Below are 19,923 nucleotides of genomic sequence, written 5' to 3' on the forward strand. Positions count from 1 at the left end.
CTCAGCGCTCCCCGAGGTCGACCGAGCGGCCCGGCTGGGTGCCGGAGGCGTCCCCCACGAGGGTGCGGATGTAGGTGATCCGCTCCCCCTTCTTGCCCGACACCCGGGCCCAGTCGTCCGGGTTGGTGGTGTTGGGCAGGTCCTCGTTCTCCTTGAACTCGTCGAGGTAGGCCTGCTCCAGGTGCCGCTCGCGCAGCCCGTGCTCCCCGAGCGTCAGGGAGTCCTTGATCGCGAGCTTCTTGGCGCGGTCGACGATGTTGTGCACCATCGCCCCGGAGGCGAAGTCGCGGAAGTAGAGCACCTCCCGGTCCCCCCCGGCGTAGGTGACCTCGAGGAAGGCGTTGGCCGGGGACACGGCATACATCCGCTCGACGACGCCGTCGATGAGGGCGGCGACGGTCGCGGCGCGGTCGCCGTCGTGCGCCTGCAGCGCGGTGTCGTGCAGCGGTATGCCGGGGGTGAGGTACTTGGAGAAGATGTCGCGGGCGCCCTGCGCGTCGGGCCGCTCGATCTTGATCTTCACGTCGAGGCGGCCCGGTCGCAGGATGGCCGGGTCGATCATGTCCTCGCGGTTGGACGCACCGATGACGATGACGTTGTCCAGCCGCTCCACCCCGTCGATCTCGGCGAGCAGCTGCGGCACGATCGTGGTCTCGACGTCCGAGGACACCCCGGAGCCGCGGGTGCGGAAGAGCGACTCCATCTCGTCGAAGAACACGACCACCGGGTCGCCCTCGGCCGACTTCTCCCGCGCCCGCTGGAAGATGAGCCGGATGTGCCGCTCGGTCTCACCGACGTACTTGTTGAGCAGCTCGGGGCCCTTGATGTTGAGGAAGTAGCTGCGCGCGCTCCCGGGCGCCAGGCCCCGCTGCTCGGCCGCCTGCCGGGCCAGCGAGGCGGCCACCGCCTTGGCGATGAGCGTCTTCCCGCACCCGGGCGGCCCGTAGAGCAGCACCCCCTTGGGCGGCCGCAGGTCGTGGGCGGCGTAGAGGTCGGCGTGCAGGAACGGCAGCTCGACGGCGTCCCGGATCTGCTCGATCTGGCCCGTGAGGCCGCCGATGTCGGCGTAGGAGATGTCCGGCACCTCCTCGAGCATGAGCTCGGTGACCTCGGGCCGCTCGATGCGCTCGGTGACGAAGCCGCTGCGCGGGTCCAGCAGCAGCGCGTCGCCCACCCGGACCGCGGCGTCGGCGAGCGAGCCGGCGCGCCGGGCGATGCGCTCGTCCTCGCCCCGCACGAGCACGCTGAGCCGGCCGTCCTCGAGCACCTCCTTGCAGGTGACGACGTCCCCGGCCCGCTCGTAGTCGGCCACCCCGACGATGGCCTGCGCCTCGTTGAGGAGCACCTCCCGGCCGGGCCGGAGGTCGCCGGTGTCGACCTCCGAGGAGATCTGGGTGCGGATGCGCCGCCCGGACAGGGAGACGTCCGCGGTGCCGTCACCGACGACCCGGAGCACCTGGCCCATGGCCAGCGGCGGCGACGCGAGGGCGTCGAGGTCCTCGCGGAGCCCGACGATCTGCTGCTTGGCGCTGCGCAGCGTGGTCGTGAGCGCGTCGTTCTGCCCCTTGAGCTCGCTCACCCGGCTGCTGAGCGACTGCACCTGCTGCTCGAGGTGACGCTCGCGCGAGGACGTCTCGGTCATCCCTGCTCCTCCGGGTCGGGTCCGTCACCGGTCACCCGGTCGGCGGTGCTCTGCGCGTCGCGGCGGGTGCGCCGCAGCTTCTTGTCCGAGACCGGGCGCTCCCCCAGGTCCGCCGGGGTCCACTCCCCGCTGGCCGGCTCGTAGTCCTCGCCGTAGGCGCCGGGGGCGGGACGCGTGCGGCGCAGGTGCGCCTGGGTGTCCGGCGCGAGCCGGCGCAGCGTCACCAGGAAGCCGGTGTGCCCGTGCATCCGGTGCTCGGGGCGCACCGCCAGGCCCTCCAGGTGCCAGCCGCGGTTCATCGACTCCCACGCCTGCGGCGGCGTCCAGCCGCCGGCGGCCTTGGCCGCCTCGGCCACCCGGGACAGCTGGGTGGTGGTGGCGACGTAGCAGATGAGCACGCCCCCGGGGGCGAGCGCGTCGGCCACCACCCCGAGGCAGTCCCACGGCGCCAGCATGTCGAGGACGACCCGGTCGACGGTGCCCGGCTCGACCGCCTCCGGCAGCGCGTCGACGAGGTCGCCGACGGTGACCGTCCAGGCCGGGTGGTCCAGCCCGAAGAACGCCCGGGCGTTCGCGCGGGCGATGTCGGCGAAGTCCTCGCGGCGCTCGAAGCTCAGCAGCCGGCCCTGCTCCCCCACCGCGCGGAGCAGCGACAGCGACAGCGCGCCCGAGCCGACCCCGGCCTCGACGACGGTCGCGCCCGGGAAGATGTCGGCGTAGGTGACGATCTGGCCGGCGTCCTTGGGGTAGACGACCTGCGCCCCCCGGGGCATCGACAGGACGAAGTCGGACAGCAGCGGCCGCAGCGCGAGGTAGTCGGTGCCCGAGGTGTGCCGGACCACCGAGCCGTCGGCCGCGCCGATGAGGTCGTCGTGCCGCAGGTGCCCGCGGTGGGTGTGGAACTCCTTGCCCGGCTCCAGGGTGATGGTGTGCAGGCGGCCCTTGGGGTCGGTCAGCTGCACGCGGTCGCCCGCCCGGAAGGGTCCGCGCCGCATGTCGGCGCCCGTCGGCCTGCTCATCGGGTCAGTCTACGAGCGGCTGCCGGTGAGGTCGTGGGTGCTCACCACGCCCCACGGCCGACCGTGCTCGTCCAGCAGCGCGACCACGCCGGAGCCGCTGCGGCGCATCACCTCGATGACCTGGTCGAGCCGGGCCTGCGGCGACATCGGCACCGCCCAGCCGTCCGGCAGCCGGACGGCCACCGCGGCGGCGGGGGTGGTCGTCCACGCCTCCCGGGGGACCTGCCGCAGCGCGGGCGGGTCCACCAGACCGTCCGGGCGGCCGTCGGCGTCGAGCACCACCCACACCGGGTGCTCGGCCCACGGCACGGTGTGCAGCGGCGCGTCCACGCCGACGAGACCCGGGCGGTGCGCGGTGTCGGCGACGGTGCGCCGCGAGGCGCGCATCCCCTGACGGCCCATGCGGGTGGCCTGGCTGGCGCCCTGCCACAGGAAGAGCCCGATGAGGGCCACCCAGGCCACCCGGGTCCAGGGCACCTGGTCGCCCGCCAGCAGCGGGGGCAGCAGCAGCACGACCGCCACGAGCACGACGACCAGCCGCCCCGACCACCCGGCCACCATCGTGCCGAGGTGCCGGTTGCCGGTCACGCCCCAGACCAGCGCCTCCAGCAGGTACCCGCCGTCCAGGGGCAGGCCCGGGACGAGGTTGAAGACCGCCACGAACGAGTTGGCCCAGGTGAAGGCATACGCCAGCAGCAGGGGGACGCCTGTGCCGTCCAGGACGCCCATGGCCCACCACCCGAGCAGGGCGAGCAGCCCGTTGGCGAGCGGCCCCACGACGGCCACCGCGGCACTGCGGGCGGGGGTGCCGCCGGCGCCGTCGTGCGCGGTGTGGCCACCCCAGAAGTCCGCGACGATGCGCGAGACCCCGAAGCCGACGCCCTGCGCGACGAGCGCGTGCGCCGCCTCGTGCACCAGCACCGACACCAGCAGGAGGAGCACGAAGGCCAACGCCACCGCGTAGCTCCAGGCGCCCAGGCCGGGCAGGGTGCGGTCCACCGTCGGCCCGAACAGCGCGATCATGAGCACGGCCACGAGCACCCAGCTGCGGCCGAGGTAGATCGGGATGCCGGACAGGGTGCCGACCTGCCAGCCGGGTGCTCGCTCCATGCCCCCGAGCGTAGAGTGCGGCCCATGGAGGCGGTCACCGAGCACCACGCCCGGGCCCTGTCCCCCTCGCGGGCCGCGGACTTCATGGCGTGCCCGCTGCTCTACCGCTTCCGGGTCGTCGACCGGCTCCCGGAACCGCCGAGCGCCGCCGCGGCCCGCGGCAGCCTGGTGCACGCCGTGCTGGACCGCCTCTTCGACCTGCCGCCCGGCCACCGCACCCTGGCGGCGGCGACCGACCTCGTGCCGGGTGAGTGGGAGCGCCTGCGCTCGGCCGACCCGGGCCTGGCCGGGCTGCTCGAGGAGGAGGCCTGCGGCGGCGCCGACGAGCTGCTGCGCAGCTGGTTCGCGCTGGAGGACCCCACCCGGCTGCACCCGGCCGAGCGTGAGCTCTACGTCGAGGCCGACCTCGACGGCCTGGTCATCCGCGGCTACGTGGACCGGCTCGACGAGGCCCCCGACGGGCGCCTGCGGGTGGTCGACTACAAGACCGGGCGGGCCCCGTCGGAGACCTTCGAGGGACGGGCGCTCTTCCAGCTGAAGTTCTACGCCCTGGCGCTGTGGCGCAGCCGGGGGGTCATGCCCACCCGCCTGCAGCTGGTCTACCTGCGGGACCGGACCGTGCTGTGGATCGACCCGACGGAGGCCGAGCTGCTCGCCACCGAGCGCAAGATCCAGGCGCTCTGGGCCGCCATCGAGCAGGTGGCGACCACCGGCGACTGGCGCCCACGTCCGGGACGCGCGTGCTCGTGGTGCGCCCACCGGCCGGTCTGCCCGGCCTGGGGCGGCACTCCCCCGCCGCTGCCGGAAGGGGCCACCGCGCTCGCCCTGGACCCGCGCTCAGCCGCGGGGTGAGCCGTCGTCGCGGCGACGCAGGTAGCGCTCGAACTCCTTGGCGATCGCGTCCCCCGAGGCCTCCGGCAGCTCGGCCGTGTCCTGGGCCTCCTCCAGCTGGCGGACGTAGTCGGCGACCTCCTCGTCGGTGGAGGCCAGGTCGTCCACCCCGCGCTCCCAGGCCCGGGCCGCCTCGGTCAGCGCGCTGTCGTCGATGACGCAGTCGAGGAGCTCCTCGAGCTGGCCGAGCAGCGCCAGGGACGCCTTCGGCGAGGGCGGGCCGCCGGCGTAGTGCGGGACCGCCGCCCAGCAGGACAGGGTCGGCAGGTCCTGCTGGCGCCCCTCGTCGGACAGCACCCCCACGATGCCGGTGGGGCCCTCGTAGGTGCTGCGCTCGATCTCCTCGTTGCCCTCCAGCAGCACGGTGTCCTCGGAGCTGATGCTCACCGGGATGGGCCGGGTGTGCGGCACGTCGGCCAGCAGACCGGCGAGCACCACGAGCAGCTGGGCGTCCCGGGCCAGCAGGTAGTCGAGCAGGTCGCCGGCGAAGGTGCGCCACCGCACCGAGGGCTCGATGCCGAGCACCAGGAGGACGTCGCGGCCCAGCGGGGTGTTGCGGGCCAGCAGCACCCGGGTGGTGGGCCAGCGGATCGTCCGGCGCCCGTCGACGGTGAGCACCTGGGGCCGGTTGACCTGGAAGTCGTAGTAGTCCTCCGGATCGACGGCCGCCACCACCTCGGCCTCCCACACCTGGGCGAGGTGCTGCACCACGCTCGAGGCGCTCTCGCCGGCGTCGTTCCACCCCTCGAAGGCGGCGATGACGATCGGGTCACGCAGCTCACCGGTGTCCTGCAGCTCGATCACGGGCCTCACCCTCTCGCTCGGAAGCAACGCGCCTGGCTCGGAGGCATCGCGCCGTTCTCCCACCCTAGTCCGCGTCCTCTAGCGTGGTGCGGGTGACGCGCCAACCCGCCCGCCCGGGCCACCCCGACCTGCCCGCCGCCGTGCTCTGGGACATGGACGGCACCATCGTGGACACCGAGCCGTCGTGGATCGCCGAGGAGTACGTCCTGGTCGAGGAGGCGGGCGGCACCTGGACCGACGCCGACGCCCACGACCTCGTCGGGCAGGACCTCCTGACCTCGGCCGGCATCATCCTCGAGCGCACGCCGGTGCGGGGCCGGCCCGAGCAGGTGGTGCGCCGCCTGCTCGCCGGCGTGGTCCGGCGCACCCGCGCCCACGTCCCCTGGCGCCCCGGTGCCCGGGAGCTGCTGGCCGACCTGCGCGGGCACGGGGTGCCCTGCGCCCTCGTGACCATGTCCTGGACCGAGCTGGCCGAGGTCCTCGTGGAGCAGCTGCCGCCCGGGACCTTCGACGCCGTCGTGACCGGCGACCAGGTCAGCCGGGGCAAGCCGCACCCGGAGGCCTACCTCGAGGCGGCGGCCCGGCTGGGCGTGGACCCGGCCCAGGCGCTGGCGGTGGAGGACTCCCCCACCGGGGCCACCGCGTCGACGGCCGCCGGGGTGCCCACTCTCGTCGTGCCGCACACCGTGGCGGTGCCCGCTCTCCGGGGCAGCCTGCAGGTGCCGAGCCTCGAGGGCCTGACCCCGGCCGACCTCGGGGCGGTGGCCCGCTCGCTCAGCTCAGACCTGCACCCCGAGCAGCGCGTCGACGGCGTCCGCGACCAGGCGTGAGGCGGGCTCGCCCGCGGCCACCGTCGTCGCCCAGTCGTCCACGGCGTCCAGGGCCCCCGGGGTGTCGAGGTCGTCGGCGATCCGCTCCCGCACGCGCCGCACGGTGGAGGCGTCCGGCTCGGTGACCGAGTCGTGCGCCGCCATGTCGGCGGCCCGGCGCCACAGGTCCAGCCGCTCGCCCGCCTCGCGCAGGATCTGGTCGGTCCAGCTCCACTCGGTGCGGTAGTGCTGGGCGAGCAGGGCCAGCCGGATGGCCATCGGGTCGACCCCGGTGGCGCGCAGCCGGGAGACGAGGACGAGGTTGCCCTTGCTCTTGCTCATCTTCTCGCCGTCCAGACCGACCATGGCCTGGTGGACGTAGGCGCGGGCGAAGCAGTCGTCGCCGCACAGCGCCGCGGCCTGCACGGCGCTCATCTCGTGGTGGGGGAAGACGAGGTCGGTCCCGCCGCCCTGCACGTCGAAGGCGGGGCCGAGGTAGCGCTGCGCGATGGTGGAGCACTCGATGTGCCAGCCGGGGCGTCCGCGCCCGAGCGAGCCGCCCTCCCAGTGCGGCTCGCCCTGCCGCGCGGACCGCCACAGCAGGGGGTCGAGCGGGTCCCGCTTCCCGGCCCGCTGCGGGTCGCCACCACGGTCGGCGAAGACCTCGAGCATCTGCTCCCGGGTCCACCCGGAGACCGCCCCGAAGCTGTCCTGCGTCGACAGGTCGAGGTAGACGTCGGCGCCGCCGGCGCCCTCGGCCGACGCCTCGGCCTGCGGCACCGGCACCCGGTATGCCGTGCCGGCCGCCAGCAGCCGCTCCACGGCGCTCACGTCGTCGGGGATGCCTTCGACGGCCCCGACGTAGTGGTCCGGCGGGAGCACCCGCAGCGCCTCCATGTCGGCGAAGAACAGGTCGATCTCGCGCCGGGCGAGGTCCTGCCACGCGATCCCGTCGCGCTCGGCCCGCTCCAGGAGCGGCTCGTCCACGTCGGTGACGTTCTGGACGTAGGTGACCTGGAGCCCCGCGTCCCGCCACGCGCGCTGCAGGACGTCGAAGGTCACGTAGGTGGCCGCGTGACCGAGGTGGGTGGCGTCGTAGGGGGTGATGCCGCAGACGTAGAGGCGGGCCCGGCCGTCGGTGCCCCCGACCTCGACCGGCCGGTCGCCCGCGGTGTCGTGCACCCGGACGGGTGCACCGTCGTGCTCGATCGGCAGCCGGGGCAGGGTGGTGGTGGACCAGGTCTTCACCTGCGGGAGCCTAGCCGTCCGGACGGGCGTCTCCGGCACCGACCCGGGGGGACGCCACCTACCAGAGGGGCCAGGGCAACGGGTACCGGTCGGTGGGCGGAGCCGGGAACGTCGCGTCCTCCCGCAGCCGCCGCACACGGGCCGCCAGCGCCTCCCGCTCGACGCCGGACAGCAGCGTCCGCAGCCCGGTCGCGAGCGGCCCGTCCGCGTCGTCCAGCGCCACCTGGAGGGCCTCCAGCCGGGCCAGGTCCTCGGGCGCGACCGGTTCGTCGGCGAAGCCCCACAGCACCGTGCGCAGCTTGTCCTCGGTGTGCAGGCTGACGCCGTGGTCGAAGCCGCGCAGCCGGTCCTGCGTGTCCCGGGTGAGGTGGGCCGCCTTGCGGTCGGCGTTGTTGAGCACCAGGTCCAGGACCGCCATGCTGCGCAGGTCCGGGTGGTCGGCGTGGGCGACGACGAGCGCGCGGCCGTGCTCGTCCTCTGCCTGGACGACCGGGCACCAGCCCTCGGGCAGGTCCTCGGGCACGACGACGTCGACGAGGCCCGCGGCCGGGTCGGCCAGCCGATCCGGGTCCTGCTCGACCCACCACTGCACGGAGCCCGGCCCGAGCGGGCCGTCGCACAGCACCGTGGGCGGGACGAGGTCGAACCCCCCGGCCCGGCTGAGGAGGTAGGCGGCGACCTCGCGCCGGGCGAGCGACGCGGGCGGGAAGTCGTGCAGCGGCCGCTCGCCCTTGACCGGCTTGTAGACGGCGCGGTGCCCGCTGGGCTCGCCCTGGGCGTCGGCGAGGTCCACGAGCAGGGTGAGGTTGGACGCCTGGGTGAGCACGCCGACCGGTTCCACGGTCAGGGTGCGCAGCAGCTCCAGGGCCGCGTCGTCGTCCACGTCAGCGGCGGTACCCGTTGGCGCGGGGGCAGATGTGACCGGTGGGGTCCAGCGGCTGGCCGCAGAACGGGCAGGACGGGCGGCCTCCCTCGATGGAGGCGGTGCACCGCATCGCGAAGGCGCGGGCCCGACCCGGCTCCAGGACGACCTTGAGGGACTGCGGGGGCAGCCCGGCCCACGGCAGGTCCGGGCCCTCGTCGTCACCCTCCAGCTCGGCGACGTCCTCGGCGCTGGGCCGGTCGTACGCCTCCAGGACCACCCGGCGCTGACCGGCCTCCCACGCCACCGACAGCCGCTGCACGCGGAAGTCGTCCTCGATGGGCGTGTCGAGGGGCGCGTTGTCGACATACGCCTCGCCGGCCTCCTCGGTGCCCTCCGGCCCGGCGACGTCGTCGAGCATCTCGGCCAGCGACTCCCCCAGCAGCCGGACCTGCTCCTTCTCCAGGGAGACGGTCATCACCCGCTGGGAGTCGCTGGCCTGCAGGAAGAAGGTCCGCCCTCCGGGGGGTCCGACGCTGCCGGCGACGCACCGCTCGGGCGGGTCGAAGACGTGCTCAGCCATGGGGGTCAGCCTACGTCCTTGCTGCCGGCGCCCCCACCCACCTCTGCGTCACCGCTGGCACCCTGCGCGGCGAGCCGGGTCACCAGGCCGGACAGGTCCACCGGGTCGCTCCCGGTGTCGTTGGTGCGCAGGACGAACGGGCGCCCGGGCGTGCGGTGGACGAGGCTCAGCGAGGCCGGGTCGACGACGATGCGTTGGAAGTCGTCCAGCGCGGTCGCGAGCGCGTCGGCGAGGATCGCCTTGATCACGTCGCCGTGGCTCACCGCCACCCACACCGCGCCCGCGCCGTGCTCGCCCTCGATCCGGGCGTCCCACTCGGTGACCGCCTCGACGGCCCGGGCCGCCATCTGCGCCATCGACTCGTGCGCGAACGCCTCGTCCGCCGGGAACGTCACGCCCGACGGGTGGTCCTGCACCTCGCGCCAGAGCGGCTCCTCGGCCAGTTCCTTGAGCGGCCGGCCCGTCCACGCGCCGTAGCGCGCCTCCCCCAGGCGCTCCTCGGTGTGCCGCTGCACCGCCCGGTCCGCGGGCTGGGCCGCGAGCACCGCGGCCGCCGTCTCCTGGCAGCGCTGCAGGGGGCTGGCCACGACCGCGGCGAGGGGCGTGGCGGCCAGCCGGGACCCGGCGGCCCGGGCCTGGCCCGCGCCCGTGTCGTCCAGGCCGAGGCCGGGCGTCCACCCGGCGAGGACACCGTCCGCGTTGGCCTGGGTCCGGCCGTGCCGCAGCAGGATGCAGATGGCCATCAGACCTCCGCCTCGAGCCGGCCGTGCGCCTCGACCGCCGCCTCGAGGGCGTCCATCCGCGCGCGGAGGTCGGCCCCCCACGGGGCCACGGTCAGCGTGGTGATCCCGGCGGACCGGTAACGACGCATCCGCTCGGTGATCCGGTCGACGTCGCCCAGCAGGCTGGTGTCGTCGACGAACTGCGCGGGCAGCGCCCGGGCCGCCTCGCCGTAGCGCCGCGAGAGGTAGAGCTCCTGCACCTCGTCGGCCTCCTTCTCGTAGCCCATCCGGCAGGCCAGCTGGTGGTAGAAGTTCTGCTCACGGCTGCCCATGCCCCCGACGTAGAGCGCCGGGTAGGGGCTGACCGTGCGGGCGCAGGCCTCCAGGTCCTCCCCCACGGCCAGGGCGACGGTGGCGTCGGTCTCGAACGGCCGCTCCGACGGCGTCTGCCGTCGGGCGATGCCGGCGTGCAGGTGCTCCCGCTGCTCGGCGAAGAAGTCGGGGGCGACGAAGACCCCGAGCCACCCGTCGGCGATCTCGCCCGCCAGCTCGAGGTTCCTGGGCCCGACCGCGGCGAGGTAGAGCGGGATGTGTGGGCGGTGCAGGTGGGTCAGCCGCAGCGCCTTGCCGGGGCCGTCGGGCAGCGGCAGGGTGAAGAACTCCCCGTCGTAGCTGACGGTCCGGTGCGCGAGCGCGGTGCGGACGATCTCGACATACTCCCGGGTCCGCGCCAGCGGCTTGGCGAACCGCACCCCGTGCCAGCCCTCCGACACCTGGGGTCCGCTGACCCCGAGCCCGAGCCGGAACCGCCCCCCGGACAGGCTGTCCAGGCTGACCGCCGACATCGCCGTGGCGGCGGGGGTGCGGGCCGGGATCTGCATGACGCCGGCGCCCAGCCCGATCCGGGTCGTGCGGGCGGCGAGGAAGGACAGGATGCTCACCGCGTCCGGCCCGTAGACCTCGGCCACCCACGCGACGTCGACACCGAGCTCGTCGGCGCGGCGCACCAGCGCGAGGTGGTCCTCGTCGCGGCCCTGCCCCCAGAACCCGCAGCTCAGCCCGAGACGCACCCCTCAGCCCCGCGGCGTCTCGTCGACGTCGTAGTCCTCGTCGTCGAGCCCGGAGTACTCGTCGTCGTCCTCGTCCTCCCCCGGTTCCTCGAGCTCGTCGTCGTCCTCGTCGTCGTCGTCGTCGTCGTCGTCCTCGTCGTCCTCGTCGTCGTCCTCGTCGTCGTCGTCACCGGCGAGGTCCTCGTCGTAGACCTCCAGCGGGGTGACCTCCCCGTAGGCGTCCATGAGGGCGTCGTCGTAGGCGGTGAACGCCTCGGCCACGCGCTCGTACGCCTCGACCACGGCGGGGTCGTCGTCACCACGGCTGACGGCAGCGGTCTCCAGGTGCGTCTCGAGGGCGGCGACGAGGGCGGTCAGGGCGGCGCGCGGGTCATCGGTCATGAGGCGACGGTAGCGCGAAATGGCTCCTGACGGGCGGGTATGTCTCCACGCCGGTGCGGTGGGTGCCTATGCTGGGGGCGATGGTCGAGTACGAGTACCGAGAGCTCACCTTCCACCGTGACCAGGGGCGCGGTGAGGTGCGGCAGGCGCTGACCGAGCACGCGGAGTACGGCGCGTGGGAGCTGGCACGCGTCCGTGTCTACCTCGGTGGCGCGCGCCGCGTGCTGCTGCGCCGCAAGATCATCCGGGTGCGCCGCACCGCCTGACGGCCGTGGATGCCTTCGGGGGTCCGGTGATGCCCGGTGCCGGACCTCACCACACGGCGTCCCGGGCTCCCCGTCCTAGCAGTCGGCGACCAGCTGACCGAGCACCCGGGTGCCGAACCTGATGGCGTCCACCGGCACCCGCTCGTCGACACCGTGGAACATCCCGACGAAGTCCAGCTCCTCCGGCAGCCGGAGGGGGGCGAAGCCGTAGCCGGTGATCCCCAGGCGGGACAGGTGCTTGTTGTCGGTGCCGCCGGACAGGCAGTAGGGAAGGACGTGCGCGCCCGGATCCTCCTTGAGCAGGGCTCGCTTCATCGAGTCGACGAGCTCACCGCTGCTGGGGGCCTCGAGGGCGACGTCCTTGTGCTCGATCTCCACCTCGACGTGCTCGCCCGCCAGCTCGCGGATGGTGCCGAGCAGCTCGTCCTCGTGCCCGGGCAGGAAGCGGCAGTCCAGCGAGGCCGAGGCGCTCTGCGGGATGACGTTCATCTTGTACCCCGAGTCGAGCATGGAGAAGTTCGAGGTGTCCTGCAGGGTGCCCTCGACGAACCGGCGCGCGCCGCCGAGGCGGGCGAGCATGTCCTCGACGCCCTCCTCGCTCCACGTCTCCCCGGTGACCCGGGAGACGCCGTCGAAGAGCTCGCGGACCGAGGCGATGTAGGTCCGTGGCCACGGGTGGGCGTCGATCCGGGCGATGGCCTCGGCGAGGCGCACGATGGCGTTCTCCTGGTTGGGGACCGAGCCGTGGCCGGCCCGCCCGCGGGCGTGCAGCCGCAACCAGGCGATGCCCTTCTCCGCGGTCTGCAGGAGGTAGGCGCGGGTCGGTGCCCCGGTCGCCTTGTCCGGAAGGGTGATGGAGAAGCCGCCGACCTCGCTGATCGCCTCGGTGCACCCCTCGAACCACTCGGGGTGCTCGGCGACGACGTGGCCCGCGCCCTGGGTGCCACCGGCCTCCTCGTCGGCGAAGAAGGCCCAGACGATGTCGCGCGGCGGCTTCTCGCCGGAGCGGGCCAGCTGGCGCAGGGTCGCCAGCAGCATGGCGTCCATGTCCTTCATGTCGACCGCGCCGCGGCCCCAGATCATGCCGTCCTTCTCCTCCGCCGAGAACGGGTCGACCGTCCAGTCGGTGGCCTCGGCCGGGACGACGTCGAGGTGCCCGTGCAGCACGAGACCCGGTCGGGAGCTGTCCCGGCCCGGGGTGCGCACCACGACGCTCACCCGCTCGGGCTGGTCCGCCGGCGCCGTGACCTGCGGGTCGAGACCGACCTCGCGGAGCAGCTCCACGACATACTCCGCGGCGGCCCGCTCCCCCGGCCCGCTGCCGTCGCCGTAGTTGCTGGTGTCGATCCGGATGAGCTCCTTGCAGATCCGGACCGCCTCCTCCTCGGCGGTGCTGGACGGGGTCAGGTCGTCAGGGGTGGACGTCATACCGGCCACCCTAGCCACGGACCTCCGGCCCGGCGCGGACCGGATCCCCCGGCACCACGCGTCCTGCCTGCGCGACGGTCGCCGCTACGGCGACCCGCCCCCGAGCTCACGCACCAGCCGGGCCACCCGGCGCGCCCGGGTGTCGGGCCGGACCGCCTCGACGACCGGCTGCAGCAGCCGGCGGCGGGCGGCCGGGCGCAGCTCCTCCCACGGGTCGGCCATCCCTGCGCCGGCCAGCGCCGCGGCCACGTCGTCCGGCACGGGCACGAGGTCGGGGTCGACCGGGCGCAGCTCGCACCGCAGCGGCTCGCCCACCTCGGCCCGCACCCGGCGCAGGAGAGCGGGCCCGGCGTAGACGAACGGGTCGTCGAGCACCGGGGCCCGGTTGAGGCCGACGTTGACCTCGACGCCGTCCATCGTGCCGGCCACCCGTCGGGTCCCCTCGGTGGCCGCGTCGGCGGCGAGCGCGGCCGGGACCCGGATGACGGTGTAGGTGGTGCCACCCCACACCAGCTCCTCGGCCGCGGCCGTGAAGCGGTGCGGGGAGGAGGTCACTCGTGCTCCTCCGCGAACAGCTCGAGGTGGCGGCACTCGCGGCACCGGAAGGCACGGACGGGGTGCCGAGCGGCGTGGTCCACGGCAGCGAAGCCGAAGATCTCGGTCGAGGGAGGATCGCCGACCCACTCCACGTGGCCCGTCATCCCGGGACCTCGACTGGTGAGGAGTCCCTCGTCCACGAGGTCGACGCTGCCGCAGGCCGTGCACGTGGTGCGCGCCCGGTGCCACGCGTCATCCTCGCCGACACCCCCGGTCACGAGCCGGTGCATGCCGTCGGCACGCACCGGCCCGGTCCCGGGCTGCTCGCCCACCGGTTCGCTCACGAGGTGAGCTTGCCCTCGATGCAGTCGACGAACTGGCCGAGCAGCTTGTCCGAGACCGACTGCATGACCCCGCGGCCGAACTGCGCCGGCTTGCCGGTGATGGTGAGCGAGGTGGCGACGTCGGCCTTGGTCCCGGAACCGTCGGGCTCGAGCTGCAGCACCACCTTGGCGGAGGCGTTGCCCAGGCCGCGCAGGCCCTTGCCGAGCCCCTCGATGACGGCGCGGTGGGCCTCGTCGTCCCGCTCGACGAACCGGCCCTCGCCCTGGTAGGTCACCCCGATGGGGCCGAGCTTGACCTTGACGTTGCCGGTGAACTCCTCCTGGGTGGCCGAGGTGACGGTGGCCCCGGGGAAGCAGCCACCGACCTGCTCGAGATCGGTGAGCAGAGCCCACGTGGCCTCAGGAGGGGCGTCGACGGTGAAGGTGTGGTGCAGCTCCATCGCCATCCGTCAGGCTCCCGCCGCCGCCAGCACGGCGCGCCGGGTGAGGACCCCGGCGACGTGCTTGCGGTAGTCCGCCTGGCCGTTGAGGTCCGAGGGCGGGTCGGTGCCCTCGGCGACCTGGGCGCACGCCTGCGCGACGGCCTCCTCGGTGGCCTCCTGGCCGACGAGGGCCTCCTCGACCGCGCGCGCTCGCAACGGGGTCGCGCCCATGTTGGTCAGGCCGACCCGGGCCTCGGCGATGGTGCCTCCCTCGGTGCGCACGGCGGCGGCGATGCCGATGATGGCCCACTGGTGGGAGACCCGCACGAACTTCTCGTAGTGCGCGCCCCAGCCGGTGTGCTTGGGGATCTCCACGGCGGTGAGCAGCTCGCCCTCACCGACGGCGGTCTCGAAGAGGTCGACGAAGAAGTCGGCGCCGTCGACCGTCCGCTCGCCGTCCGGCCCCTGGATGACCATGCGGCCCTCGAGCGCCAGCACGGGGGCACCCACGTCGCCCGCCGGGTCGGCGTGCGCCAGGGCCCCGCACACGGTGCCGCGGTGGCGGATCTGCTCGTCGGCGACCTCCTGGAGGGCGGTGTGCAGCAGGGCGAGGTGCTCCTGGACGAGCGAGGAGTCGAGCACGTCCTGGTAGGTCGCCCCGGCGCCGATGCGGATCGCGTCACCCACCTCGGTGACGCCCTTGAGCTCCTCGATCCGGGAGATGTCGACGATGATGCCCGGGGCGTTGAGCCGCATCCGCAGCACCGGCAGCAACGACTGCCCGCCGGAGAGCACCTTGGCGTCGTCTCCGTGCTCGGCGAGCAGCTCCAGCGCCTCGGCCACCGTGGCCGGGGCGGCGTAGTCGAACTGCGGGGGGATCATGCCTGACCGCCTTCCTGGGTCGTGCCGCCGACGGGGCTGGCGGCGGTTCCGGGCGGGTCCTGGTTGGGCTCGCCCTCGGCGAAGTGGCCCGCGGCCGCCCCCGCCGTCTCGCTCATGGCACCGGCCGTGCCGTCCTGGATGGCCCGCCACACCCGTTCCGGGGTGCACGGCATGACGATGTCCTTGACGCCGAACTGCCGGATGGCGTCGAGGACCGCGTTGACCACGGCCGGGGTGGACGCGATGCAGCCGGCCTCGCCGACCCCCTTGACCCCGAGGTCGTTGGAGGTGGCCGGCGAGGTGGTCCGGTCGGTGACGAAGTTGATCGTGTCCGCCGTGGTCGGGAGCGTGTAGTCGACGAACGAGCCGGACACGAGGGTCCCCTGGTCGTCGTAGACCGCCTCCTCCCACAGCGCCTGCGCGATGCCCTGGACCAGCCCGCCGTGGATCTGACCCTCGACGATGAGCGGGTTGACGACGTTGCCGATGTCGTCGACGCACACGTAGGACCGCATCGTCGTGGCCCCGGTCTCGGTGTCGACCTCCATCGCGCACAGGTGGGTGCCGTGCGGGAAGGAGAAGTTCACCGGGTCGAAGGTGGCGTCGGCGTCCAGGCTCGGCTCCATCCCCTCGGGGAGGTCGTGGGCGGTGAACACGGCGAGCGCGAGCCCGGCGAGCCCGATGCCCTCCTGGTCGGCCCCTGCGCCCTTGACAGTGAACTTCCCGTCGCTGAACTCCAGGTCGTCCACGTTGGCCTCGAGCTGGTACGCGGCGAGCGGCTTGGCCTTCTCGATGACCTTCTTGGCGGCGTTGATGACCGCCTGGCCGCCGACGACGAGCGAGCGCGAGCCGTAGGTGTCCAGGCCCTTGTGGCTGATCTGGGTGTCCCCGTGCAGCACCTCGACGTCCTCGAAGGGCACGCCCAGCTGGTCGGCCACGATCTGGCTCCAGGCCGTCTCGTGGCCCTGGCCGTGCGCCGAGGAGCCGGTGATGACCTCGACCTTGCCGGTGGGCAGCATCCGCACCGACGCGTGCTCCCAGCCACCGGCCCCGTAGTTGAGCGAGCCGAGGACCCGGGACGGGGCCAGCCCGCACATCTCGGTGAAGGTGGAGATGCCCAGCCCCAGCTGCACCCGGTCGCCGCTCTCCCGGCGCCGCTGCTGCTCGGCCCGCAGCTCGTCATACCCGAACAGCTCCTTGGCGCGCTCGGTGGCGGCCTCGTAGTTGCCCGAGTCGTACTCGAGCCCGCAGACGGTGGTGAACGGGAACTCCTCGTGGGTGATCCAGTTCTGCTCGCGCACCTCCATGGGGTCGCGACCCAGCTCGAGGGCGAGCTCGTCCATGATGCGCTCGATGGCGAAGGTCGCCTCCGGGCGCCCGGCGCCGCGGTAGGCGTCGGTCCACGTCTTGTTGGTGAAGACGTTGGTGCAGGAGAAGTGGTAGGCGGGGAACTTGTAGATGGAGTTGTACATGAACGCGCCGAGGATCGGCACGCCCGGCGTGACGAGCCCCAGGTAGGCGCCCATGTCGGCGAGCAGCTCGACCTTGAGGCCGGTGACGGTGCCGTCGGCCTTGGCCGCCAGGGTGAGCTTCTGCCACTGGTCGCGGCCGTGGTGCGCGGAGAGGAGCGACTCGCTGCGGGTCTCGGTCCACTTGCAGGGCTTGCCGGTGTGCCGCGCCACCAGGAAGGTGATGATCTCCTCCGGGGTGACCTGCAGCTTGCCGCCGAAGCCGCCGCCCACATCCGGGGCGATGACGCGCACCTTGCCCTCGTCGACGCCGAGGGTCATGGCGAGCATGAGCCGCAGGATGTGCGGCACCTGCGTGGCCGACCACATGACGAACTGCTCGCCGGTCGGGTCCACCACGGTGGATCGCGGCTCCATGAAGGCCGGGATGAGGCGCTGCTGGCGGAACTCGCGCTCGACGACCACGTCGGCCTCGGCGATGGCGTCGTCGACGCTGGAGCCGGTGCCGGCCTCGGCGGAGTCGAAGACCCAGGTCGCCGAGCGGTTGGTGCCGAGGTCGGGGTGCGCCAGGGTCTCGTCCTGGGCGGCGGCCCGCAGGTCGAGCGCCGCCGGCAGGTCCTCGTAGTCGACGTCCACGAGCTCGGCGGCGTCCCGGGCCGCCGCGGAGGAGCGCGCGGCGACGACGGCGACGACCTCGCCGGAGAAGGCGACCCGGTCGACCGCGATGGCCGGGTGCGGCGGGGCCTTCTGGTCCTCGGTGATGGGCCAGGCGCAGGGCAGTGATCCCTGCAGGTCCTTGACGTCCTGGCCGGTGAGCACGGCCACGACGCCCGGCGACTGCTGCGCCGCGGTGGTGTCGACGCCGGTGATGCGGGCGTGCGCCACCGGGCTGCGCACCATGGCCAGGTGCAGCATGCCCGGGAGCACGTGGTTGTCGGTCCACCGGGTGCGCCCGGTGATGAGGCGCTGGTCCTCCTTGCGCCGGCGGTCGCGGCCGACCTCCTGGGTGCTGCCGGCCTGGGGCCGGTCGTCGACAGCGGTCACGACTGCTCACCTCCGCTCGAGGCGGCCTGGCCGGAGGCCTGCAGGACCGCCTTGACGATGTTGTGGTAGCCCGTGCACCGGCAGAGGTTGCCCTCCATGCCGTGCCGGACCTCGTCCTCGGTGGGACTGGGGTTGCTGCTGAGCAGGTCGGTGGCCTGCATGATCATGCCCGGGGTGCAGAAGCCGCACTGCAGGGCGTGGCAGTCGCGGAAGGCCTCCTGCACCGGGGTGAGCGTCTCGCCGTCGGCGAGCCCCTCGATGGTGGTCACCTCGTGGCCGTCGGCCTGGACGGCGAGCACGTTGCAGGACTTGACGCTGCGACCGTCCAGCAGCACCGTGCAGGCGCCGCAGTTGCTGGTGTCGCACCCCACCACGGTGCCGGTCTTCCCCAGCGCCTCGCGCAGGTGGTAGACGAGCAGCGTGCGCGGCTCGACCTCGTCGGTGTACGTCGTGCCGTCCACTGTCACGGTGATCTTCATACGGCTCTCCCGTCCGGGGGCTGAGGGGACATCCTTGTCCCTGCTGATCCTGCCCCGACGGGGGGTGCTGCGCAAGAGATACCCGGTGGTCAGACGGTATGCCGTGCCCGCTCAGCCCGGGTGGCGGTGGATCGCGCCCTCGGTCTCCCGCAGCGGCTCGCCGCGACCGCCCCAGCGCAGCGCGATGATCTCGCTCGCGATGCTCACCGCCGTCTCCTCGGGGGTGCGGGCGCCGAGGTCGAGACCGATGGGGCTGCGCAGCCGGGCCAGCTGCTCCTCCCGCAGCCCGGCCTCGCGCAGCCGGGCCAGGCGGTCCTCGTGGGTGCGACGCGAGCCCATGGCGCCGATGTAGGCCAGCTCCGGCGCGCCCTCCCCCAGCAGCACCTCCAGCAGCGGCACGTCGAACTTCGGGTCGTGGGTGAGGACGCAGGCGACCGTGCGCGCGTCGAGGGCGTCGTGCGCGACCTGCGCCTCGACATACCGGTGCGGCCAGGAGACCACGACCTCGTCGGCGTCCGGGAAGCGGCTGCGGGTCGCGAAGACCGGCCGGGCGTCGCAGACCGTGACCCGGTAGCCGAGGAAGGTGCCCATCCGGGCGACCGCGGAAGCGAAGTCGATGGCGCCGAAGACGAGCATGCGCGGGCGGGGTGCGTAGGACGCGACGAACACCCGCATCCCCTCCCCCCGGCGCTCGCCGTCCGGGCCGTACTCCAGGGTCGCGGTCCGGCCCTGCGCGAGCATGCCCCGGGCGTCGTCGAGCACCGCGGCGTCCGCGCGGGCGCTGCCGAGGGTGCCCACCACCGGCGCGGGCTCGGGCCGCACCACGAGCCGTCGGCCCAGGTGCTCCGCCTCCGGGTGCGCCACGACCGTGGCCACGGCGACGGGCCGGCCCGCCTCGATGTCGGCGGCCACCTCCCCCAGCTCGGGGAAGTCCGCCGGCGAGACCCGCTCGACGTAGATGTCGAGGATGCCGCCGCACGTCAGCCCGACCCCCATGGCCTCGTCGTCGGACACGCCGTAGCGCTGCAGCACCGGGGTGCCGGTGCCGATGACCTGCTCCCCCAGCTCGTAGACCGCGCCCTCCACGCACCCGCCGGAGACCGAGCCTACGGCCTCGCCGTCCGCGCCGACGAGCATGGCGGCCCCCGGCTGGCGAGGCGCCGACCTCCAGGTGCCGACGACGGTCGCCAGGGCGACCTGCTGGTCGTCCTCCCACCACGGGAGCAGCCGGTCCAGGACGTCACGCATGTGCTGATCGTGCCACGGCGCGGCCGGGCGGACTACGCGTCGCCGGCGGCGGCCCTGCGCACGGCGTACGGCACGGCTCCCCACACCCCGCCGAAGAGGGCCACGGCCACGACCGCCGCGACCACCCCGGCGGTGTCGCCGACGACGACGCTGACGATGAGGGCGAGCACGGTGGCCATGGTGAGGCCCATGAGCACCAGCCCCACCCGCGTGAGCCGGTGCGACACGGTGACGAGCTGCGCCTTCAGGTGGTGCCGGAAGAGCACCCGGTGCGCGCTGACCGGGGCGACCAGCACGGCCGTGGTGGCCACCGCGAGGCACACGGCGACGAGGAACAGGCCGCGCTGGTAGCCGTCCAGGTCGGCGAACCGCGCCTGGAAGGGCAGCGTCAGCAGGAAGCCGGCGAGGATCTGGGTGCCGGTCTGCAGCACCCGCAGCTCCTGCAGGAGGTCGACGAAGTTGCGGTCCATCCGCTCGTCCGTCGTCTCCGTGCGACCGAGCCGCTCGTCGTCCCCCGCGTCGGGGTGGGGCGTGCTCATCGCGACGTCCGGCTGTCGTGGAGCTCGTGCATGGGCAGGACGGTAGGGCATGCGGACCCACCCGGCGACCGTGATCGGCCACGGCCGCGGCGTCACGGTCCCGTGGGAGTCGGCACCCTCCCCG

The 19,923-nt window shown here is 73.8% G+C and carries 22 protein-coding genes; 3 read left to right on the plus strand and 19 right to left on the minus strand.

Annotation, left to right across the window (positions count from 1 at the left end; all coding sequences use genetic code 11):
- Position 1 precedes the first annotated feature (1 nt).
- Genes arc through EUS26_RS06730 form a run of 3 tightly spaced genes read right to left on the minus strand, consistent with a single transcriptional unit; the run spans position 2 to position 3,771 of the window.
- A complete protein-coding gene (gene arc, locus EUS26_RS06720; RefSeq protein WP_130012441.1) occupies positions 2–1,642 on the minus strand; it encodes a proteasome ATPase in 1,641 nt (546 codons plus the stop codon).
- Entirely contained in the window at positions 1,639–2,661 is a 1,023-nt protein-coding gene (locus EUS26_RS06725) for a tRNA (adenine-N1)-methyltransferase (RefSeq protein WP_238148837.1), read from the minus strand. The genes arc and EUS26_RS06725 overlap by 4 nt, the downstream gene beginning before the upstream one ends.
- Positions 2,662–2,670: 9 nt before the next feature.
- Positions 2,671–3,771 (minus strand): site-2 protease family protein, encoded by a 1,101-nt coding sequence (locus EUS26_RS06730; RefSeq protein ID WP_130012443.1) that lies wholly within the window; start codon positions 3,769–3,771, stop codon positions 2,671–2,673.
- Positions 3,772–3,795: 24 nt separating this feature from the next.
- On the opposite strand from EUS26_RS06730, the gene EUS26_RS06735 reads away from it, so the two are divergent.
- On the plus strand, positions 3,796–4,623 hold the full coding sequence (locus EUS26_RS06735; protein WP_130012445.1) for a RecB family exonuclease: 828 nt from the start codon (positions 3,796–3,798) through the stop codon (positions 4,621–4,623).
- On the opposite strand, the gene EUS26_RS06740 is transcribed toward EUS26_RS06735, so the two are convergent.
- Entirely contained in the window at positions 4,609–5,466 is an 858-nt protein-coding gene (locus EUS26_RS06740; protein WP_130012447.1) for a PAC2 family protein, read from the minus strand. The genes EUS26_RS06735 and EUS26_RS06740 overlap by 15 nt on opposite strands.
- Positions 5,467–5,558: 92 nt before the next feature.
- Between EUS26_RS06740 and EUS26_RS06745 the strand changes: the two genes are divergently transcribed.
- Complete coding sequence (locus EUS26_RS06745; protein ID WP_238148838.1) at positions 5,559–6,296, plus strand: HAD family hydrolase; 738 nt, start codon at positions 5,559–5,561, stop codon at positions 6,294–6,296.
- Here the strand turns inward: EUS26_RS06745 and mshC are convergent.
- Genes mshC through EUS26_RS16900 form a run of 6 tightly spaced genes read right to left on the minus strand, consistent with a single transcriptional unit; the run spans position 6,246 to position 11,141 of the window.
- On the minus strand, positions 6,246–7,523 hold the full coding sequence (mshC, locus tag EUS26_RS06750; protein ID WP_130012449.1) for a cysteine--1-D-myo-inosityl 2-amino-2-deoxy-alpha-D-glucopyranoside ligase: 1,278 nt from the start codon (positions 7,521–7,523) through the stop codon (positions 6,246–6,248). The two genes, EUS26_RS06745 and mshC, sit on opposite strands and share 51 nt — an antisense overlap.
- 58 nt (positions 7,524–7,581) lie before the next feature.
- Positions 7,582–8,406, minus strand: coding sequence for an SCO1664 family protein (locus EUS26_RS06755; protein WP_130012451.1), 825 nt, complete (start codon positions 8,404–8,406; stop codon positions 7,582–7,584).
- Between the two features lies 1 nt (position 8,407).
- A complete protein-coding gene (locus EUS26_RS06760; protein WP_130012453.1) occupies positions 8,408–8,968 on the minus strand; it encodes a DUF3090 family protein in 561 nt (186 codons plus the stop codon).
- 5 nt (positions 8,969–8,973) lie between these two features.
- Positions 8,974–9,711 (minus strand): MSMEG_4193 family putative phosphomutase, encoded by a 738-nt coding sequence (locus EUS26_RS06765; protein WP_130012455.1) that lies wholly within the window; start codon positions 9,709–9,711, stop codon positions 8,974–8,976.
- Positions 9,711–10,760 carry an LLM class F420-dependent oxidoreductase gene (locus tag EUS26_RS06770; protein ID WP_130012457.1) on the minus strand — a complete coding sequence of 350 codons (1,050 nt, stop codon included), beginning with the start codon at positions 10,758–10,760 and terminating at the stop codon, positions 9,711–9,713. The genes EUS26_RS06765 and EUS26_RS06770 overlap by 1 nt, the downstream gene beginning before the upstream one ends.
- Before the next feature lie 3 nt (positions 10,761–10,763).
- Entirely contained in the window at positions 10,764–11,141 is a 378-nt protein-coding gene (locus tag EUS26_RS16900; RefSeq protein WP_165368527.1) for a hypothetical protein, read from the minus strand.
- A gap of 80 nt (positions 11,142–11,221) precedes the next feature.
- Here EUS26_RS16900 and EUS26_RS06775 point away from each other — a divergent pair, with 80 nt between their 5' ends.
- Positions 11,222–11,407, plus strand: coding sequence for a DUF5703 family protein (locus tag EUS26_RS06775; RefSeq protein ID WP_130012459.1), 186 nt, complete (start codon positions 11,222–11,224; stop codon positions 11,405–11,407).
- A gap of 75 nt (positions 11,408–11,482) precedes the next feature.
- On the opposite strand, the gene EUS26_RS06780 is transcribed toward EUS26_RS06775, so the two are convergent.
- The 9 genes from EUS26_RS06780 to EUS26_RS06820 all read right to left on the minus strand — a co-directional run bounded on the left by EUS26_RS06780 (position 11,483) and on the right by EUS26_RS06820 (position 19,799).
- On the minus strand, positions 11,483–12,835 hold the full coding sequence (locus tag EUS26_RS06780; protein ID WP_130012460.1) for a M20/M25/M40 family metallo-hydrolase: 1,353 nt from the start codon (positions 12,833–12,835) through the stop codon (positions 11,483–11,485).
- 84 nt (positions 12,836–12,919) lie between these two features.
- The gene (locus tag EUS26_RS06785) at positions 12,920–13,390 is read right to left on the minus strand and encodes a YdeI/OmpD-associated family protein (RefSeq protein WP_130012462.1); all 471 of its coding nucleotides are present in this window, start codon (positions 13,388–13,390) and stop codon (positions 12,920–12,922) included.
- Positions 13,387–13,716 (minus strand): hypothetical protein, encoded by a 330-nt coding sequence (locus EUS26_RS06790; protein WP_130012464.1) that lies wholly within the window; start codon positions 13,714–13,716, stop codon positions 13,387–13,389. The genes EUS26_RS06785 and EUS26_RS06790 overlap by 4 nt, the downstream gene beginning before the upstream one ends.
- Positions 13,713–14,162, minus strand: a complete 450-nt coding sequence (locus tag EUS26_RS06795; RefSeq protein WP_238148839.1) for an SRPBCC family protein — start codon at positions 14,160–14,162, stop codon at positions 13,713–13,715. The genes EUS26_RS06790 and EUS26_RS06795 overlap by 4 nt, the downstream gene beginning before the upstream one ends.
- A 3-nt stretch (positions 14,163–14,165) precedes the next feature.
- The gene (locus EUS26_RS06800) at positions 14,166–15,020 is read right to left on the minus strand and encodes an FAD binding domain-containing protein (protein WP_130012466.1); all 855 of its coding nucleotides are present in this window, start codon (positions 15,018–15,020) and stop codon (positions 14,166–14,168) included.
- Entirely contained in the window at positions 15,017–17,533 is a 2,517-nt protein-coding gene (locus EUS26_RS06805) for a xanthine dehydrogenase family protein molybdopterin-binding subunit (protein WP_130012468.1), read from the minus strand. The genes EUS26_RS06800 and EUS26_RS06805 overlap by 4 nt, the downstream gene beginning before the upstream one ends.
- Positions 17,530–18,012, minus strand: coding sequence for a (2Fe-2S)-binding protein (locus EUS26_RS06810; protein WP_130012470.1), 483 nt, complete (start codon positions 18,010–18,012; stop codon positions 17,530–17,532). The genes EUS26_RS06805 and EUS26_RS06810 overlap by 4 nt, the downstream gene beginning before the upstream one ends.
- Before the next feature lie 111 nt (positions 18,013–18,123).
- The gene (locus tag EUS26_RS06815; RefSeq protein ID WP_130012472.1) at positions 18,124–19,260 is read right to left on the minus strand and encodes an XdhC family protein; all 1,137 of its coding nucleotides are present in this window, start codon (positions 19,258–19,260) and stop codon (positions 18,124–18,126) included.
- 32 nt (positions 19,261–19,292) lie between these two features.
- Complete coding sequence (locus EUS26_RS06820) at positions 19,293–19,799, minus strand: DUF6328 family protein (RefSeq protein ID WP_130012474.1); 507 nt, start codon at positions 19,797–19,799, stop codon at positions 19,293–19,295.
- Positions 19,800–19,923 lie beyond the last annotated feature (124 nt).

It is taken from the genome of Serinicoccus sediminis (genome assembly GCF_004153545.1).
GTDB classification, from domain to species: Bacteria; Actinomycetota; Actinomycetes; order Actinomycetales; family Dermatophilaceae; genus Ornithinicoccus; species Ornithinicoccus sediminis_A.

Bases quoted from the DNA above. Each gene is read 5' to 3' on its own strand.
- arc (WP_130012441.1), bottom strand. From the start codon at position 1,642: ATGACCGAGACGTCCTCGCGCGAGCGTCACCTCGAGCAGCAGGTGCAG.
- EUS26_RS06725 (WP_238148837.1), bottom strand. From the start codon at position 2,661: ATGAGCAGGCCGACGGGCGCCGACATGCGGCGCGGACCCTTCCGGGCG.
- EUS26_RS06730 (WP_130012443.1), bottom strand. From the start codon at position 3,771: ATGGAGCGAGCACCCGGCTGGCAGGTCGGCACCCTGTCCGGCATCCCG.
- EUS26_RS06735 (WP_130012445.1), top strand. From the start codon at position 3,796: ATGGAGGCGGTCACCGAGCACCACGCCCGGGCCCTGTCCCCCTCGCGG.
- EUS26_RS06760 (WP_130012453.1), bottom strand. From the start codon at position 8,968: ATGGCTGAGCACGTCTTCGACCCGCCCGAGCGGTGCGTCGCCGGCAGC.
- EUS26_RS06765 (WP_130012455.1), bottom strand. From the start codon at position 9,711: ATGGCCATCTGCATCCTGCTGCGGCACGGCCGGACCCAGGCCAACGCG.
- EUS26_RS16900 (WP_165368527.1), bottom strand. From the start codon at position 11,141: ATGACCGATGACCCGCGCGCCGCCCTGACCGCCCTCGTCGCCGCCCTC.
- EUS26_RS06775 (WP_130012459.1), top strand. From the start codon at position 11,222: ATGGTCGAGTACGAGTACCGAGAGCTCACCTTCCACCGTGACCAGGGG.
- EUS26_RS06780 (WP_130012460.1), bottom strand. From the start codon at position 12,835: ATGACGTCCACCCCTGACGACCTGACCCCGTCCAGCACCGCCGAGGAG.
- EUS26_RS06795 (WP_238148839.1), bottom strand. From the start codon at position 14,162: ATGGCGATGGAGCTGCACCACACCTTCACCGTCGACGCCCCTCCTGAG.
- EUS26_RS06800 (WP_130012466.1), bottom strand. From the start codon at position 15,020: ATGATCCCCCCGCAGTTCGACTACGCCGCCCCGGCCACGGTGGCCGAG.
- EUS26_RS06810 (WP_130012470.1), bottom strand. From the start codon at position 18,012: ATGAAGATCACCGTGACAGTGGACGGCACGACGTACACCGACGAGGTC.
- EUS26_RS06815 (WP_130012472.1), bottom strand. From the start codon at position 19,260: ATGCGTGACGTCCTGGACCGGCTGCTCCCGTGGTGGGAGGACGACCAG.
- EUS26_RS06820 (WP_130012474.1), bottom strand. From the start codon at position 19,799: ATGAGCACGCCCCACCCCGACGCGGGGGACGACGAGCGGCTCGGTCGC.